Below are 18,489 nucleotides of genomic sequence, written 5' to 3' on the forward strand. Positions count from 1 at the left end.
CAAGCATTATAATGATATTATTAGAAACACCCATCAAATACCATTCATTACCACCTTTTATATTGTGCATCGCACAATGTCATGCTGATACATTTTCTTTATCTTCTGCACGTTCTGAGTAAATATAAAGAGGACGCGCTTTCCCATCAACGACATCACTCGAAATAACCACTTTTTGAACGCCTTCAAGAGCCGGTAGCTCAAACATCGTCTCAAGAAGGATCTTCTCCATAATTGAACGCAAACCACGAGCACCAGTTTTACGTTCAATTGCTTTCTTTGCAATAACACGTAAAGCATCTTCATGAAATGCTAACTCGACATTCTCCATTTCAAAAAGACGCTGATATTGCTTTACTAATGCATTTTTAGGTTGTGATAAAATTTGCATGAGGGCGTTAACATCTAAATCCTCTAAGGTAGCGACTATAGGAAGGCGTCCAATAAATTCTGGTATTAAACCAAATTTTATAAGATCTTCAGGCTCTAAATCACGAAAAATTTCACCGACACAACGCTCATCAGGAGCCTTAACGGTCGCAGAAAAACCAATAGAAGTTTTTTCACCACGCCCTGAAATAATCCGTTCTAAACCTGCAAAAGCTCCCCCACAAATGAATAAGATGTTTGTGGTGTCAACCTGAAGAAACTCTTGTTGCGGATGCTTACGTCCACCTTGAGGAGGAACAGAAGCAATCGTTCCTTCCATAATTTTTAATAACGCTTGCTGAACTCCTTCCCCCGAAACATCTCTTGTAATAGAAGGATTATCTGCTTTACGAGAAATCTTATCAACCTCATCGATATAAACAATACCACGCTGTGCACGTTCAACATTATAATCTGCTGCCTGAAGAAGCTTAAGAATAATATTTTCAACATCTTCCCCCACATAACCTGCTTCAGTCAAAGTGGTCGCATCCGCCATCGTAAAAGGTACATCAATAATACGTGCTAATGTTTGTGCGAGATAAGTTTTACCGCAGCCCGTTGGACCAACAAGAAGAATATTTGATTTTGCCAACTCAATATCATTGCTTTTAGACTGATGCGCCAACCGTTTATAATGATTATGCACAGCAACAGAAAGAACACGCTTCGCATGCTGCTGACCAATAACATAATCATCAAGAACTGTTATAATTTCCTGTGGCGTAGGAACACCATCACGCACCTTAACCCCAGAAGACTTATTTTCTTCCCGAATAATATCCATGCAAAGCTCTACACATTCATCACAGATAAATACAGTAGGCCCCGCAATGAGCTTACGCACCTCATGCTGACTCTTGCCGCAGAACGAGCAATAGAGAGTATTTTTTGATTCGTTCCCGCTATTGCTAATTTTGCTCATTTTTCTTTCCTTTCACCACGATATATGAACACTTTGCCTTTTCAAAGGAAGCTTTTCATCATGAAAACTAAAAGACATATAGAAAACCATGCATGTCTCAATATTTTTAGGTGTTTCTCTTATTTTGCGATATTTTTTATAAAACTCTTTGATTTAAAGTAGCTGTTTTTTCTATAAAAATTCTTAATCTTTTTCTTCTTTTTCAGTTTCTGCACGATATTGTATAACATCATCAACTAAGCCAAACGCTTTGGCTTCTTCTGCTGTCATAAAATGATCGCGATCGAGAGTTTTCTCTATAACCTCATAATCTTGCCCCGTATGTTGGACATAAATTTCATTTAAACGCCGTTTCATCTTTATAATATCTTGCGCATGTCGCTCAATATCTGAAGCTTGACCTTGAAAACCTCCAGATGGTTGATGCACCATAATGCGTGCGTTTGGCAATGTAAAACGATGACCTTTTGCTCCAGCTGTTAACAATAAAGACCCCATAGATGCCGCTTGCCCCATGCAAAGCGTAGAAACAGGAGGGCGAATAAACTGCATAGTATCATAAATAGCCATACCAGATGTTACGACACCACCTGGAGAATTAATATAAAGACTAATTTCTTTTTTAGGATTTTCCGCTTCTAAGAAAAGCAATTGTGCACAAACAAGCATTGCCATACCATCTTCAACAGGACCATTAATAAAAATAATCCGCTCCTTTAAAAGACGGGAAAAAATATCATAGGCCCGCTCACCACGATTGGTTTGTTCAATAACCATAGGAACAAGGCTTAATGCTGTTTTCATTGGATCACTCATATTTTTACTTTCCGTTCATATAACAACCGCTCTTTACACATTCAATGTTTTTATCCATATGCTAACATTACTCTCTTGTGCAAGCTACAATCAAGAGATGTATAAGATAGATTAAAATCTCAATAGTTAAAATAGCAATAATAACTCTACCTAAACAAATGATGAACATCAGGAATGCGAGATACCGCCCAATGGTAAAAACTTCCTTCCTGAGGTCTTTTCGTGGTCTTTGTCTTTCTGTGAATATGAAAGCCTATCAAGCGTGAATCTGTAAGCGGCTTTACGCCAAAAGCTGGTTCAAAAATACGTTCAGTTTTTCGCCCAGTCCAATAATAAAAAGTTTCCTTTTCCCTTGCTTCATGAAAAAAACCATATCGTTTTGCTAATCGTGAAATACCATCATTGCCAAATATTGTAACGCCAAGATTTCCCGGTAAAATCGGCATTTTTTTCCTCTTTAACCAGAACGGTCTCCAAACACGACGCTTAAACCCAAGCCAATGAGGAATAATTTCTGTGCCTGCCCAATAATCTTCAAATATTTTTATAATAGGGTTATTGGGCGGAAAATAAAGTGCAGAAACGCCTACTCTTGTATTATTTTCTCTTGCCAACCAAACCTTATCGGCATCTGGATGAAATTGTTTAACAAGGTAAACATCTGTATCTAACCAAACACCTTGTTGATATTTCATCAGCATAACACGAAAAAAATCCGAGAACTGAACAATTGTACACCCTAGTTTATCATCAGAAAAATCGGGATCAAGGCGATAAATTGCTGAGCGTGGTAAAATTGATTCGGCTTCATGCAGCTCAACACCAGCAGGGAGATTATCTATTTTTTTATCATAACTAAAAAGCTTAACGCGCTGTCCAGTTTTAACCATTGAAGACAAACAAAGCCTATCCACCAATCTTAATTGTCCACTATACCAAAAAGTACAAATATCCATAGATAATACATCAAAAATATTCTAAACTTACGCGAAAGAGTTGTTCAACATCACGAACCCTATCAGCAAGAGCAAAAATCACTATTCTATCACCAGACAAAATACGCGTATCTGCCGAAAGCTGTATTATTGTCTTATTGCGATAAATTGCACCAATTCTCAAACCATCTGATAAATTGAGCTCTGATAATGACTTACCAACTAATGAAGATGTTTGCATCACTTCAGCTTCAATAATTTCTGCTCGGCCATTAAAAACTGAATGAACAGAACGAATACGCCCACGGCGCATTTGTTGCAAAATTCTCGATATTGTAACGCTATGGGGATTAAGATATGCATCCACACCAACAGCACGACTAAATTCTTGATAGGCAACATTATTAATCAATACCATATTGGCTTTGCAGCCCAATCTTTTAGCAATAATAGCGCTTAAGAGATTAACCTGATCTTGATTGGTCAATGTAATCATTAAATCGGACTGATCAATTCCCGCATCTTGAAGAATCACTGGATCTAACACGTTACCGTATAAGACTGTCGTTTTTTCAAGCTGATCAGCAATTGTAAGAGCTCTTTCTCTATGCGATTCTATAATCTTCAATTTTAATTTATGGAAACGCTTTTCAATCGCCTGTGCAACATAAAGGCCAATGTGACCACCCCCTGCAATAATCATGCGGTGTGCATCTTGTTCTTTATGACCAAAAAGCCCAACAGCACGACGCATCTGTTCACGAGAAACAACAAGATAGGTTATATCACCAACGCGTAATTGCGTTTCTGAATGTGCAACCAATAATTCCGCGCCACGTTTAATAGCGGTAACCGTCGTATGAAGATCTGGAAAAAGCTCTGTTAATTGACGCAAAGGTGTATTAATAACTGGACAATCTTCCATACATTCCAAGGCTAGCGCAACAATATCATCATTACAAAAATAAAGAACATCTATTGCACCAGGTAAAGCAATACGGCGCAAAACCATTTCCCCAACTTCAACTTCTGGCGAAATAACCACATCAATGGGAATATTCTCTCTGGAAAAAAGCGTCTTATAACGTGGCTCTAAATAAGATTGTGAGCGAATACGAGCAATTTTTGTGGGCACATTAAATAATGAATGTGCTACTTGGCAAGCTACCATATTGACTTCATCAAACAAAGTAACAGCAATCAACATATCAGCTTTGTCTGCATCCGCTGCCAAAAGAACTTCAGGCCGTGAACCGTGACCAACAAAACCTCTCACATCCAATGTATCGCGAATCTTTTCAATTAATCTCGTTTCGATATCAATAACAGTAACATCATGATTTTCAGCAGCAAGACGCTCTGCTATCCCATAACCAACCTGTCCTGCTCCACAAATAATAACACGCATCGCTTAAGAAACTCCAAGCGCTTTAAGTTTACGGTGCAAAGCTGAACGCTCCATGCCTATAAATTCAGCAGTACGTGATATATTTCCACCCAAACGCCCAATCTGCGCCACTAAATATCTCTTTTCAAACAATTCTCGAGCTTCACGTAACGGCAAATCCATTATACTTTCATCTGAATCCATTTGAAGGCGTGGCAAAGAATCACTTACTTCACTGGGAAGAAAGTCCGCTGTTATAGGACCATCACCATCCCGCACAAGAATAAGAAGACGCTCAATATTATTACGTAATTGCCGCACATTACCCGGCCAAGCGTGCGTTTGCAAAATAGCAATCACATCATCACTGATTGCACGCGGCTTAATCCCAACCTGCTGTGATATTGTTTTTACAAAATGATGTACAAGTTCTGGAATATCTTCACGACGCGCTGAAAGGGGCGGAACAACAATAGGAACAACGGAAAGACGGTGAAAAAGATCCTCCCTAAAGCGCCCATCAGAAATGAGGTTTTCAAGATTTTGCGCTGTCGAAGAAATGATACGGACATCCACCTTAACACGTTTTGTGCCGCCAATTCTCTCAAATGTTTGCCCCGTTAAAACCCGAAGAATCTTCCCTTGAGTCTCACGTGGCATGTCAGCAATTTCATCAAGATATAATATACCGCCATGAGCTTCCTCTAAGGCACCGATTTTACGCTCTCTTCCCTCCATTTCGCTGCCAAACAGCTCTATTTCCATTCTTTCCGAAGTAATCGTTGCAGCATTTATTGTAACAAATGGCCCATTCGAACGCGTTGAGAGCGCATGAATAGTTCGTGCAACAGTCTCTTTTCCTGCCCCTGAAGGACCTGTTATCATGATGCGACTATTGGTTGGTGCTACTTTTTCTATGATTTGACGCAAATTTTTTATAACTGTCGATTTTCCGAGCAACTCTAATGTCTCGTTCGAACGCTTTCGTAATTCTAAAAGCTCACGTTTTAAATTTGAATTTTCAAGTGTTCTCTCTGCAACCAATACAAGTCTATCAGCTTTAAAAGGTTTTTCAATGAAATCATATGCCCCTCGCTTTATAGCGGAAACAGCCGTCTCAATATTACCATGACCAGAGATCATAACGACCGGAAGAGCCGGATATTGTGTTTTAATTTCATCAAGCAGTGCTAAACCATCGAGACGACTACCCTGTAGCCAAATATCCAAAAAAATGAGCTTTGGAATACGCTCACTAATTTGAGCCAATGCTTCATCAGAGTTACAAGCAACGCGCGTTTCATAACCTTCATCCTCTAAAATACCAGCAACAAGCTCACGAATATCTGCTTCATCATCAACAATCAAGATATCTGATACCATACTATTCCCCTATCTTATGATTTATGGCTTGTATAATATTACCCTGCTTACCCCCATCCGCAGGAAATATCAAACGGATCATCGCACCACGACCTTCATAAAAACTCTCCGGTGCATCATGAAGCTCCATGAAACCACCGTGATCTTCAATAACTTTGCGCACAATGGCTAACCCCAGTCCTGTTCCTTTTTCCCGCGTTGTTATATAGGGTTCTAATAACTTTTGTCTTTGCTCTTTAGGAAGTCCTTTCCCGTTATCAACAACATCCACAACCACCCATTCTTTCTGTCGATAAGAACGGACAAGAATATGACCGTGAATATTTTCCTCTCGCATAACTGAATCTATGGATTCGCTCGCATTTTTGATAACATTGCAGAAAGCCTGTACAATGAGACGGTTATCAAATGCACCCATAAGTGGTAGAGTTCCTAAATCTTGCTCAAAATGAATATCATGTCGCGTCACCTCTATCAAGAAACATGCTTCGCGCAACAATTCTCGTATATCTAAAATATGCATTTTGGGTTTGGGCATACGTGCAAAAGAGGAAAACTCATCAACCATACGCCCAATATCTCCAACCTGCCGAATAATCGTGTCAATACACCGCTCAAAAACCTCTCTATCTTGTGTAATAGCTTTGTTATAACGTTTACGAATGCGTTCAGCGGATAACTGAATAGGTGTAAGAGGATTTTTAATTTCGTGCGCAATACGCCGCGCAATATCCGCCCACGCTGCTGTACGTTGCGCTGCAACAAGGTCAGTAATATCATCAATTGTTAGAACCCAAGATTGCCCCTGTCCATCATCCTCCTCCATCGTAACTTGAACATTACAGACACGCTCTTTTCCTGCAACGTTTAAAGTGACCTGTTCACGATGGTTTTTACGATCTAATGAACGCACAAACTGAAAAACCTGCCAAATTTCAGCGCTTAAAGATAAAAGACTTTGTCCAACAACGTGCTCAGAGCGAATATCAAACATCGCTTCAATAGACCGATTGATAATGGTGATATCACCATTATCATCTATACCTGCTACTCCCGCTGTTACACCCGATAACACAGCTTCAGAAAAACGCCGTCTTTCATCAATTTGATCACGCACTGCAATCAACTCATTACGCCGACTTTTCAATTCACTGACCATGTAATTAAAAGTTTTGGATAATTGCCCAATATCTCCATCTTTTGCTCGTACTGGCACGAAAATTTCCATATTTCCAGAAGCAACATCATCGGCAGCACTAATGAGAAGACGAATAGGACGCACTAAACGATCAGCAACAGCAATAGCAGCCCAAATAGCTGATAAGAATAAACTAAAAAAAAGACACAAATAAAGCATACCAAATGCAATCTGTGTCAGCAGGCGATTTTCATTTAAATCACGATAACGATCTGTATTAACTTCTGTCAAACGCAAAGCAGATAAAACACCTTTATCAACGTCACGCACCAAATATAAAAATGTGTTTGGAATGTTGGTAAATTTTAAAATAATACCAAAATAATCATGAACGCCTGGTTGAAAAGAAAAAGGTCTCGCACTGGTTGCACGTTCAATAAGATGAGAAGGAGGAATTGGCAGTTTATCTTCATCACCAAGAGCACTCGATACAAAAATAGCTCCGCTAGAACTTAACAAAAATGCACCACGCAAATTGCGTCCTATAGCATGACGCGTCAATTGCATCCTATATTCAGCTGGATTACGTTCTAAGAGTTTTTTGTTATCAAGTGCAAATGCCATCGCGTAGGATAAATTTTTTAAATTTTGAAGCATTTCATCTGCATAAGCATTTGCTAAATCAATAGAAGAGCCCACAATTTGCCGCGTTGTTGTATCAAACCATCGATCAAGTCCCAAATTTAGTGCTGGACCCGATACAAGAGCTACAGCAACAGCTGGCATTGTCGCAACAAGTGCAAACAATGAAATAAGGCGCACATGAAGACGCGATCCTGCACGCCTTGAACGCCAAGCACGAATGATCGGAATCATCTCATAAAAAACGATGACAATAAGCCCTAAAACCCAAAAACTATTAATCCCTATAAGAATAAGGGTTACTGTTCTACTGGGAACAACAGGAGTTAATCCAATAAGAATAATAAACGAAACAGAGGCCGTAAGTAAAGCCAATACAATAATTGTAATCCCTAAAAAAATATATACCTTACTTAAACGATACAACTCATCGTTATAAGTATTTTTATCTATGTCTTGAAGATTCGTCACAGATGTTATATTCGTCATGAGCTTACATACCCTTATCCCATTATTCTCATATAACCTTTTGTAGCAAAAATTGACAATACTAATACTACATTTAAAATAGGGCAAATATAGTCAATGAGGAAAAGCTTCTATATTTTGCAAAATATCTTTAAAATAGACTGTGTTCGACGATACTTTACGAAGGAAATGAGATGCGATTAACAAAACAAACAAATTATGCTCTTCGAATGCTCATGTATTGTGCAGATAATCAGGGAACTCTCAGTCGTGTTCCAGAAATTGCTAAAGCATATGCCGTTTCAGAACTTTTTTTATTTAAAATCCTTCAGCTGCTTGTTCAAGCAGGTTTTATACAAACAGTGCGTGGACGCAATGGTGGAGTTAGATTGGCTAAACCCGCAGCAGAGATTTCAGTCGCTGATGTTGTGAAAGTAACAGAAGACAACTTTTCCCTAGCAGAATGTTTCGATACTGCAGAACCAACTTGCCCCTTGTTTGATTTTTGTGGTTTAAATACCGCACTTCAAAAAGCATTAAATGCTTTTTTTGAGGTGTTGTCCATGATATCCCTTGCTGATCTACAACAACCATCCTTTCAAAATCATTTTAAAATTAATGACAAAAAAGAAAACTAAGATTATAATACAAGGAGATTAAGTATTTCTATTGCAGCAATAATATTAGCCGCTGGACGGGGTGAAAGAGCAGGATCTCCCTATAAAATTCCAAAACAATATCGGCTTCTAGGACAAAAGCCGATTATTTATCATACCGTGCATTGTTTTTTGCAGCATCCAGCTATCACAACAATTATCCTTGTTATTCATCCAGAAGATCGTCAAATCTGTGAACAAGCTATTGGCGATTTTAAAGAGCGCCTTATTATCGTTGAAGGAGGCAATACACGTCAAATCTCTACCTTACATGGACTTCAGGCACTTAAAAAATTTTTCCCCCAATATGTGCATATTCATGATGGTGCACGCCCTTTTATTGAAAACAAGCTTTTTAATAACATTCACAACACTATCACGCCTCAAGAAGGTGTTCTTCCTGTTCTGCCCATCTCTGATACCCTTAAACGTATAAATAATCAGCATGTTTTAGAAACAATTCCCCGTACCCATCTTTATAGTGCACAAACTCCACAGTGTTTTCCCTTTGAACATATCTTAGCGGCCCATAAACAAGCAAAACAAGCTTGCAAACAAGAATTCACTGACGATTCTGCAATTGCCGAATGGTTTGGAATTCCTATGCGTACCGTTCCTGGGGATCCTAACAACATAAAAATTACATGGCATGAAGATTTTAATACTGCACATTTATATCTCCAAAAGAAAATGCAAATGTTTCCTGATATCCGTACCGGCAATGGTTATGATGTTCACTCTTTTGAAGATGGTGATTTTCTTATATTATGTGGTATAAAAATCCCTTTTCATAAAAAATTAAATGGACACTCCGATGCGGATGTTGCTCTTCATGCATTAACAGATGCCCTTCTTGCAACTCAAGGTGCTGGAGATATCGGTACACATTTTCCTCCCTCTGATCCTCAATGGAAAAATGTATCATCAGAAATTTTTCTCCGTCATGCTCTCGATATTATAAAACAAGCAGATGGTCGTATCGCCAATGTTGATATCACAATTATCGCTGAAAATCCTAAAATTGGTCCCTATCGTCATGCTATGACAGAAAATCTTATGACAATACTTGCAATGACACCTGATCGAATCTCTATCAAAGCAACAACAAATGAAAAGCTTGGATTTATTGGTCGTGGTGAGGGAATTGCTGCTCTTGCAACAGCGAGCGTTCTTTATTCAGGAGAAATTCCCCAATGACATATCTTTGTGAAAAACAAGCACATGAAGTCCTTAATACCTTTCGCCAAAAAGGTTTACTGTTAACAACTGTAGAGTCTTGTACAGGGGGACTCATTGCTGCAAGCCTCACAAATATTGCAGGATCGTCAGATGTTCTCGACTGTGGATTTGTTGTTTATTCAAATGAATCCAAAACACGCCTTGTTGGCGTTTGTGCTGAACTTATAAGAACCTATGGTGCCGTTTCAAAAGAAGTTGCTCTTGCAATGGCGGAGGGTGGATTAAAACATTCACAAGCTGACATTGCAGTTTCTGTAACAGGGATTGCTGGTCCAGGAGGTGCAAGTCTTGATAAACCTGTAGGACTTGTGCATTGCGCAGTAGCTTATAAAAATCCCCCCCCCCTGCACAAAGAAATGCACTTTGCTCATCTTAATCGCAATGCTATCCGCCATGCAACTGTTGAAAATGTTTTTAAAATGATTCTGGAATTACTTCACTGAATTCCCCATACTAATTTCAAAATTCTCTATTCCACATTGAGTCTATAGTCGCCCACACCTTGAAAATGAAAGACCTGAATAGCGTAAAGTTATCTCACTTCAGCCCTGTGTAGGTTGAATTAATCAAATTTATTCACTTGCACGCCACAAGAGAAAAAAACTGTAGTAAATAAAATGATTAAAGAAAGGGACACTTGTACCTCTCTCTCAAGTGCTAAGAGCTGGCGCAACATCTTGAGAGATGGCAAATAAATGGTGCAGGCTGACTTGTTCATAAACGTACAGATGTGGAGTTTATATGCTTTTACGAAGGATCTATACTATTTATTATGAGCACTATTATGAAATGGGTATGACGCAAGCATGTTCTATTTGGGCGTTCTGTTTAACGGATATGTATCCATTAAAAAAGAGAGAAACAAAAGAGTGAAGCTGTACATCATCTTCATCATTTAAAATGATGTTCCTTCAATATGCTTTTGAAAGCTGAATTAAAAACAAATAGTAAAGATGGAAACCGGTTTTCACCTTCACGCTGTTATAAGCAATACGTATTGTTAAAAAATAACAGAATAGACTATGTTACCGTAGAGCCATAAATCTGATGCGCACGCTTCTCAAAAGCCTCGGTAAATTTACGAAACGCAATATCAAACATTGAGCCCATCACTAATCCAAGCGTTTTACTTTTAAATTCATAATCAATAAAAAACTCTACATTACATGCATTGGTATTTTCAATATCATGAAAGGCCCAACGATTTTCAAGATATTTGAATGGACCATCAATATATTTAACTTCTATAAGACTTTTTTCCGGCTGAAGAAATACTTGAGTCGTAAAAGTTTCACGAATAATCTTATAGCCAACGGTCATATCCGCAAGAAGCAATATTTTTTTTCCATATTCTTTTCGAGAACGTATTATTAAAGACTCACACATTGGTAAAAATTCAGGATAACGCTCAATATCTGAAACCAGATCAAACATTTCACTGGCACTATGGGTGATCTGCCGATGTATTGTAAAAATCGGCATAATTATCTCTGTAAGGAAAATTTTTCATCACGCGCTTTTTGCAAAATGGCAAAATCATCTCCAGCGTGATGAGATGAACGCGTCAGAGGATTGGAAGCCATATGTAAAAATCCTTTTACTTTACCAATCTTGGCAAAAGACTCAAATTCTTCAGGAGGCACAAAACGAATAACTGGATGATGTTTTCGTGTAGGCTGCAAATATTGTCCAATTGTCATAAAGTCAACATCAGCAGCGCGCAAATCATCCATCAATTGCAAAATCTCATTTCGCTCCTCCCCAAGGCCAACCATAATTCCCGATTTTGTAAAAATTGTTGGATCAAGTTCTTTAACGCGTTGTAATAAACGAATTGAATGAAAATAACGCGCCCCTGGACGGACCTTCAAATATTTAGAAGGAACTGTTTCTAAGTTATGATTAAAAACATCAGGCTTAGCAGCAACAACAACTTCTAAAGCGCCATCCTTATGACGAAAATCAGGTGTAAGAACTTCAATTGTTGTTTTAGGAGTTTTTTGACGAATCGCATAAATAACTTTTGCAAAATGCTCAGCACCACCATCAGCAAGATCATCACGATCAACAGATGTAATGACAACATGTTTTAATTCCATCCGTGCAACAGCATCGGCGACACGTTCTGGCTCATTATCATCAACGGCAAGTGGAATACCTGTTGCAACGTTACAAAAAGCACAAGCACGCGTACATATTTCACCTAAAATCATAAAGCTAGCATGCCTCTGGCTCCAACATTCGCCAATATTAGGGCAACCAGCTTCTTCGCATACAGTCACTAACTTATGCGTACGTACAATACCATGTGTTTCCTTATAAATTGGTGATGTTGGCGCTTTTACACGAATCCAATCTGGCTTTTTTTGAACGCTTGTATCAGGACGATGTGCCTTTTCAGGATGACGCAAACGTCTATTTGTAACTCTATCAACAACCGTAACCATTTAAGCCTTTGCCTTATAAATACGAAGTAACAATCAAAAATATAAAATTTTTCATACAATCCAGTCATCAAGCGTTTAAAACTTGACCATAAGCATCTAATACACTTTCTTTCATCATTTCCGATAAGGTCGGATGTGGAAAGACAGTATGCATTAATTCTTCTTCTGTTGTTTCAAGATTCATAGCAATAACAAAACCCTGTATCAATTCTGTTACCTCAGCCCCTACCATATGGGCCCCGAGAAGCTGTCCTGTTTTTTTATCAAAAATCGTTTTTACTAACCCCTGATCTTCACCCAAAGCAATCGCCTTACCATTCGCAGCAAAAGAATAACGACCAATACGTATATCATAACCTGCTTCTTTTGCAGCCGCTTCTGAAAGCCCTACAGAAGCAACCTGTGGTGTACAATATGTACACCCTGGAATTTTTCTTTTATCAAGCGGATGAGCACTCTTCAAACCTGCAAGATGCTCAATACATATCACTCCTTCTTCTTCTGCTTTATGGGCCAACATAGGAGGACCTGCTACATCACCAATAGCATAAATGCCTTCCACCCCCGTCCAACTCCATTCATCAGTTACAATGCACCCGCGATCGGTTTTTATTCCCAAAGATTCTAAACCAAGATTCTCAATATTACCTTGCACCCCTACAGCGGAAATTAACCGGTCAACAGTTATTGTCTCTATTTTACCTTGAACATCAATATGTACAGTCACAGAATCGGAAGACTTTTCAACCTTTGTTACTTTTGCTTGACGAAGAATGCGTAAACCTCTTTTCTCTAACTGTTTACGAGCAAACGTTGAAATTTCAATATCTTCAGCAGGCATGATATGAGGCATCATTTCAACAACAGTTACTGTCGCCCCCATATCACGATAAAAAGAGGCAAATTCAATGCCAATAGCCCCAGACCCTATAACCAAAAGCGATTTTGGCATTGCTGGCGGTATCATAGCTTCAAAATAAGTCCAAATGAGTTTTCCATCTGGTTCAATACCAGGAAGAACACGAGGACGTGCGCCCGTTGCAATAATGATATGCTTTGCTTGATAAGTTCCCTCCCCTAACGTTCCTTTAGGGACTGGATTTTGCGGTTGCATAATCGGTTTTGAGGATGAAGAAACCATAATTTCCGCAGGATGGCTTCCCTTTGCTTCTTTAGTAAGCTTTGCTTCACCCCAAATAATATCAATTTTGTTTTTTTTCATTAGAAAATCAACACCAGCATTTAAACGTGCTGAAACACCGCGTGAACGTGCCACAACATCTTTGATGTTTGCCTCAATTGAACCATTAATTTTTAGTCCATAATTTTTCGCATGTTCAGCAAAATGTTTCATTTCCGCTGAACGTAGAAGGGTCTTTGTGGGAATACATCCCCAATTTAAACAGATCCCTCCCAAATGTTCACGTTCAACAATCGCAGTCTTAAAGCCACATTGTGCTGCACGAATTGCGGTTACATATCCGCCTGGACCTGATCCAATCACAATTACATCATAAAGATTTGCCACAGTAATTCCTCCATGGATATATATAAAACGGATATGCACTTTTTGAACTTAAGTCTGCAAAATAACATGACAGAATCATCTTATGTCTTTTGCTTACGTAAATGCTTTACCCAAACCAGAAATAGCAATAACATTGCTCTTCAAACTCGTTAAATTTGCTTTTATTCTCTTAATACACTCTCTCACAATTTACGTGAAGAACTGTTAAACAGTTCAAACCAACATTGCTAATGGATTTTCAATCATCTTCTTAAAAGTCCGCGCGATCTCTGCTGCTAAAGCACCATCGACAGCACGATGATCAGCAGAAATCGTAACTGACATAACTGTCGCAACGACTAATGCATCATTTTTAACAACGGCACGCTGCTCCCCTGCACCAATCGCAAAAATCGTCGCATGCGGTGGATTAAGAATAGCAGAAAAACTTTTTATACCATACATCCCCATATTTGATACAGCTGTTGTTCCACCCTGATATTCTTCCATTTTTAACTTGCCCTCGCGCGCACGCTTTGCAAAATCCTTCATCTCTTTGGAAATAAGTGATAACGGCTTTTCCTCTGCATGGCGAATAATCGGTGTAATTAATCCATTGGGAATAGAAACAGCAACCCCAACATCACAATGTTTATGATGAATCATCCCACCTTCAAGCCAAGAGACATTCGCATCAGGAACCGCTTTCAAAGAAAGTGCGACAGCTTTGATCACCATGTCATTAACAGAAAGCTTATAAGTAGGCTGAGTTTCTTCCTGCCTTTTAACCATTGGTGCAGCAGCATTCAGTTGTGTACGCAGTGCTAATAGCGCATCAAGTTCACAATCTACCGTTACATAGAAATGTGGGACTTTCTGTTTTGATTCCACCAAACGTGTCGCGATTGTTTTACGCATATTATTATGGGGAACGAAGCTATATTCATCCTCTTTGAAGAGTTTCAATATCTGTTTGTCTGAAGCACCTGTAGCTGTTAGCTCCCCTATCTGTGATGAATAAGACACTTTAGAAATATCGCTGCTCACAGCTTTTTCCACATCGCGCTTAATAATACGCCCATGCGGACCACTTCCAGAAATAAGGGATAAATCAAGACCTGCCTGAGATGCTAATCGCCGCGCTAAGGGAGAGGCAAAAAGACGAGCTTCTTTTTTATCTTGCTGTATTAATTGCCCAGTTGATGATTCATGAGACATTTTTATTCCCTTTGAGTCCGTCTGTTTCAGAGAATCTGTCTGTTTTATGCCCTCTGATTCTTGTCTTGTAGAAGAAGAGATTTCTTCTGTAACTTTTGCAGCTTCAGCTAAATCTTCACCTTCTTCTGCTAAAACAACAATTAAAGCATTTACTTTAACGCCTTGTGTTCCAGCAGGAACAACAATTTTAGCAACCCTACCTTCATCAACGGCTTCGACTTCCATTGTCGCTTTATCCGTCTCAATTTCAGCAATAACATCACCAGAGGAAACCTTATCTCCCTCCTTAATATTCCATTTTGTTAAATTTCCCTCTTCCATCGTAGGGGAAAGCGCTGGCATTGTAATTTTAATGGGCATTATGCTTTCCTCCGTTATGCTCTGTATGTCACAGCCTGAACTGCCTCAATAATTTCAGCAGTATTAGGCAAAGCCAACTTCTCAAGATTAGCGGCATAAGGCATCGGAACATCTTTGCCAGAAATCGTAGCAATTGGCGCATCAAGATAGTCAAAAGCCTGCTGCATAACACGCGTTGCTATTTCAGTTCCCACGGATGACTGAGGAAATCCCTCTTCAATTGTTACCAAACGACCTGTTTTTTTAACTGACGAAAGAATTGTTGGAAGATCCATAGGGCGAATGGTTCGTAAATCAATCAATTCAACATCAATACCAAGTTTTTCAATTTCTGGTAACGCTTGAACAGCATAATGCATCCCAATTCCACATGCAACAATCGTCACATCTTGTCCAGACTTATGAATACGCGCCTTACCAATAGGCAAAAGAAAGTCATCCAGTTGAGGAACATCAAATTGATGCCCATACAAAATCTCATTTTCAAGGAAAATAACAGGATTATCATCACGAATAGCAGCTTTCAGCAAACCTTTTGCATCTGCAGCACTATAAGGCATGACAACTTTCAGACCTGGTACATGACTATACCATGCAGCATAGCATTGAGAATGTTGAGCACCAACACGGGCAGCCGCACCATTGGGACCTCGGAAAACCATAGGAGCGGTCATTTGTCCACCAGACATATAACGTGTTTTGGCTGCTGAGTTAATAATTTGGTCCATCGCCTGCATCGCAAAATTAAAGGTCATAAACTCGACAATAGGACGTAACCCACCAAAAGCAGCCCCAACAGCCAGCCCAGCAAAGCCGTGCTCTGTAATTGGGGTATCAATAACTCGGCGTTCCCCGAACTCTTCCAACAAACCCTGACTAACCTTATAGGCACCTTGATATTGCGCGACTTCTTCCCCCATAAGAAAAACTGTTTCATCACGCCGCATTTCTTCAGCCAAAGCCTGATTAAGCGCTTCACGAACTGTCATTGTAACCATTTGTGTTCCCGCTGGAATATCAAAATTAAGAGATGTATCAAAAGTAGGAGCAGCCTGCGGAACTGACAAAGGTAGAGAAAGAGCAGATTCCTTAGGTTTTTGTGCTATATCAGTAGGTTGCGAAATATCCTCAGCACGCTCACCTTCTTCTAACAAAATTGCAATAACAGTGTTAACCCTTACGCCTTCTGAACCTTCAGGCACAAAAATTTTACCAAGAGTACCTTCATCAACGGCCTCTACTTCCATTGTAGCCTTATCCGTTTCAATTTCAGCAATAACATCGCCAGAGCTAACCTTATCACCTTCTTTCTTGAGCCATTTAGACAGTTTACCTTCTTCCATAGTTGGTGAAAGCGCCGGCATCAAAATATCAATAGACATACTTGCTTCCCTCGCATCAAACTAAAATATCAGTATAGAGCTCAGAAGCATCTGGCTCTTGATCACTTTGTGCAAAATCTACCGCATCAGCAACAATTGCACGGACCTCTTTCTCAATAGATTTTAAATCGTCTTCGCTCGCCCAATTTTTTTTAAGAATCCGACTTTTTACTTGATCAATCGGATCGTGCTCCTCTTTTATTTTTTGGACTTCTTCCTTTGAACGATATTTTGCTGGGTCAGACATGGAATGACCACGATAGCGATAGGTCTGCATATCAAGAATGATCGGTCCTTTACCTGAGCGTGCCCAAGAAATAGCTTCATCAGCAGCTCCTTTTACTGATCGAACATCCATACCGTCAACAACAATACCTGGAATTTCAAAAGAAAGACCACGTCGGGAAAAATCAGTTTCTGCAGATGCACGTGAAACTGACGTTCCCATAGCATACTGATTGTTTTCAATAATATAAACAACGGGAAGCTTCCAAAGTGAAGCCATATTAAAACTCTCGTAAACCTGCCCCTGATTTGCAGCACCATCACCAAAATAAACCAATGTCACATTATCTTTATCAAGGTACTGATTCGAAAATGCCAAACCTGAACCAATGGGAACCTGCGCACCAACAATACCATGTCCCCCATAAAAGTTCTTTTCTTTAGAGAACATATGCATCGAGCCACCTTTCCCTTTGGAAAAGCCACCTTGGCGCCCCGTTAATTCTGCCATAACCCCACGCGGACTCATCCCAACCGCTAACATATGACCATGATCACGGTAAGACGTAATAACCTGATCACCTTCTTTTGCCGCTTTCAATGTTCCTATAACAACGGCTTCCTGACCAATATAAAGGTGACAAAATCCCCCTATAAGCCCCATACCATAAAGTTGTCCTGCTTTTTCTTCAAAACGGCGAATTAAAAGCATTTCACGATAAGCATCAATTTCTTCTTCTTTTGTAAAATCTGCTATTGGTGCTTTCTTTGTGGTGCTTGATAATGCAGTGCGCGCCGCCGACGCAGAATTTTTTTTAAGTCGTTCTGCCATATTAAACTCCCTTTTATGATTATTTAGGAATAACCTTTACGAACAAAAGTTACAAGCCTTATCAATCGGCTTAAACAATATCATTGCTGATTGTTGTTTAAATTAAGCGATTTTTCATTTACCTTTGGTATCATTTCAAGGTATTAAGATTGTCAGTTCATTTGGCTTAGAGAAGTTCAAATTCTTTCGGACATACTCATCCAACATATCTTTTTCTATATGCCCATTGCGTAAAAGAGAAATACGCTTTTCCATGAATATCCGCTCAGCTTCTATTTTATGAAGCTCCTTTTCTAATTCGCTAATATGCTGATTAACTTCACTGCGTGAATACAATCCATACTCACCATGATAAATGTGATAACTGAAATAGCTTAAGACTCCCACCGTCATAAGAGGTAGTACAAAGCGTACTTTGATTGATCGACGTTTCTGCTTTGTCCACATAAAATAGCACAGTCTTTACAGCACAAATTTTTTAATATTTTGCCCAACTATGC

General features: G+C 39.2%; 16 protein-coding genes. 3 read left to right on the forward strand and 13 right to left on the reverse strand.

All coding sequences use genetic code 11. From position 1 onward, the window contains the following. Positions 1-79 precede the first annotated feature (79 nt). The 6 genes from clpX to ACFILD_RS05475 all read right to left on the reverse strand — a co-directional run bounded on the left by clpX (position 80) and on the right by ACFILD_RS05475 (position 8,144). Entirely contained in the window at positions 80-1,354 is a 1,275-nt protein-coding gene (clpX, locus tag ACFILD_RS05450; protein WP_273723371.1) for an ATP-dependent Clp protease ATP-binding subunit ClpX, read from the reverse strand. Positions 1,355-1,537: 183 nt separating this feature from the next. Beyond that, on the reverse strand, positions 1,538-2,170 hold the full coding sequence (gene clpP, locus ACFILD_RS05455; protein WP_273791156.1) for an ATP-dependent Clp endopeptidase proteolytic subunit ClpP: 633 nt from the start codon (positions 2,168-2,170) through the stop codon (positions 1,538-1,540). Between the two features lie 146 nt (positions 2,171-2,316). Beyond that, on the reverse strand, positions 2,317-3,126 hold the full coding sequence (locus tag ACFILD_RS05460) for a hypothetical protein (RefSeq protein ID WP_273791155.1): 810 nt from the start codon (positions 3,124-3,126) through the stop codon (positions 2,317-2,319). A 10-nt stretch (positions 3,127-3,136) separates the two neighbouring features. Further along, positions 3,137-4,513 (reverse strand): Trk system potassium transporter TrkA, encoded by a 1,377-nt coding sequence (gene trkA / locus ACFILD_RS05465; protein ID WP_273791154.1) that lies wholly within the window; start codon positions 4,511-4,513, stop codon positions 3,137-3,139. A gap of 3 nt (positions 4,514-4,516) precedes the next feature. After that, on the reverse strand, positions 4,517-5,875 hold the full coding sequence (locus tag ACFILD_RS05470) for a sigma-54-dependent transcriptional regulator (protein WP_375664868.1): 1,359 nt from the start codon (positions 5,873-5,875) through the stop codon (positions 4,517-4,519). Between the two features lies 1 nt (position 5,876). Further along, the gene (locus ACFILD_RS05475; RefSeq protein WP_273791152.1) at positions 5,877-8,144 is read right to left on the reverse strand and encodes a PAS domain-containing sensor histidine kinase; all 2,268 of its coding nucleotides are present in this window, start codon (positions 8,142-8,144) and stop codon (positions 5,877-5,879) included. Positions 8,145-8,317: 173 nt separating this feature from the next. Between ACFILD_RS05475 and rirA the strand changes: the two genes are divergently transcribed. From rirA to ACFILD_RS05490, 3 genes are read left to right on the forward strand one after another with little or no spacing between them, the layout of a single operon-like run. Continuing rightward, complete coding sequence (gene rirA, locus ACFILD_RS05480; RefSeq protein ID WP_273791151.1) at positions 8,318-8,761, forward strand: iron-responsive transcriptional regulator RirA; 444 nt, start codon at positions 8,318-8,320, stop codon at positions 8,759-8,761. Positions 8,762-8,785: 24 nt separating this feature from the next. Then, positions 8,786-9,976 carry a bifunctional 2-C-methyl-D-erythritol 4-phosphate cytidylyltransferase/2-C-methyl-D-erythritol 2,4-cyclodiphosphate synthase gene (locus ACFILD_RS05485; RefSeq protein ID WP_375664875.1) on the forward strand — a complete coding sequence of 397 codons (1,191 nt, stop codon included), beginning with the start codon at positions 8,786-8,788 and terminating at the stop codon, positions 9,974-9,976. Continuing rightward, positions 9,973-10,461 (forward strand): CinA family protein, encoded by a 489-nt coding sequence (locus tag ACFILD_RS05490; protein WP_375664869.1) that lies wholly within the window; start codon positions 9,973-9,975, stop codon positions 10,459-10,461. The genes ACFILD_RS05485 and ACFILD_RS05490 overlap by 4 nt, the downstream gene beginning before the upstream one ends. A gap of 577 nt (positions 10,462-11,038) precedes the next feature. On the opposite strand, the gene ACFILD_RS05495 is transcribed toward ACFILD_RS05490, so the two are convergent. From ACFILD_RS05495 to ACFILD_RS05525, 7 genes are all read right to left on the reverse strand, one after another. Beyond that, positions 11,039-11,500: a type II toxin-antitoxin system RatA family toxin gene (locus tag ACFILD_RS05495; protein WP_273791149.1), complete on the reverse strand. Its 462-nt coding sequence runs from the start codon at positions 11,498-11,500 to the stop codon at positions 11,039-11,041. Between the two features lie 2 nt (positions 11,501-11,502). Beyond that, positions 11,503-12,465, reverse strand: coding sequence for a lipoyl synthase (gene lipA / locus ACFILD_RS05500; RefSeq protein WP_375631354.1), 963 nt, complete (start codon positions 12,463-12,465; stop codon positions 11,503-11,505). Between the two features lie 67 nt (positions 12,466-12,532). Further along, positions 12,533-13,993 (reverse strand): dihydrolipoyl dehydrogenase, encoded by a 1,461-nt coding sequence (gene lpdA / locus ACFILD_RS05505; RefSeq protein ID WP_375643074.1) that lies wholly within the window; start codon positions 13,991-13,993, stop codon positions 12,533-12,535. Between the two features lie 213 nt (positions 13,994-14,206). Continuing rightward, entirely contained in the window at positions 14,207-15,550 is a 1,344-nt protein-coding gene (locus ACFILD_RS05510) for a pyruvate dehydrogenase complex dihydrolipoamide acetyltransferase (protein ID WP_273791146.1), read from the reverse strand. A gap of 14 nt (positions 15,551-15,564) precedes the next feature. After that, positions 15,565-16,932, reverse strand: coding sequence for a pyruvate dehydrogenase complex E1 component subunit beta (locus tag ACFILD_RS05515; RefSeq protein ID WP_375631357.1), 1,368 nt, complete (start codon positions 16,930-16,932; stop codon positions 15,565-15,567). Positions 16,933-16,948: 16 nt separating this feature from the next. Beyond that, positions 16,949-17,989: a pyruvate dehydrogenase (acetyl-transferring) E1 component subunit alpha gene (gene pdhA / locus ACFILD_RS05520; protein WP_375643075.1), complete on the reverse strand. Its 1,041-nt coding sequence runs from the start codon at positions 17,987-17,989 to the stop codon at positions 16,949-16,951. A gap of 135 nt (positions 17,990-18,124) precedes the next feature. After that, complete coding sequence (locus tag ACFILD_RS05525) at positions 18,125-18,436, reverse strand: septum formation initiator family protein (RefSeq protein WP_012754998.1); 312 nt, start codon at positions 18,434-18,436, stop codon at positions 18,125-18,127. Positions 18,437-18,489 lie beyond the last annotated feature (53 nt).

Origin of the sequence: Bartonella sp. CL162QHHD (genome assembly GCF_042195435.1) — a bacterium.
GTDB lineage: Bacteria > Pseudomonadota > Alphaproteobacteria > Rhizobiales > Rhizobiaceae > Bartonella.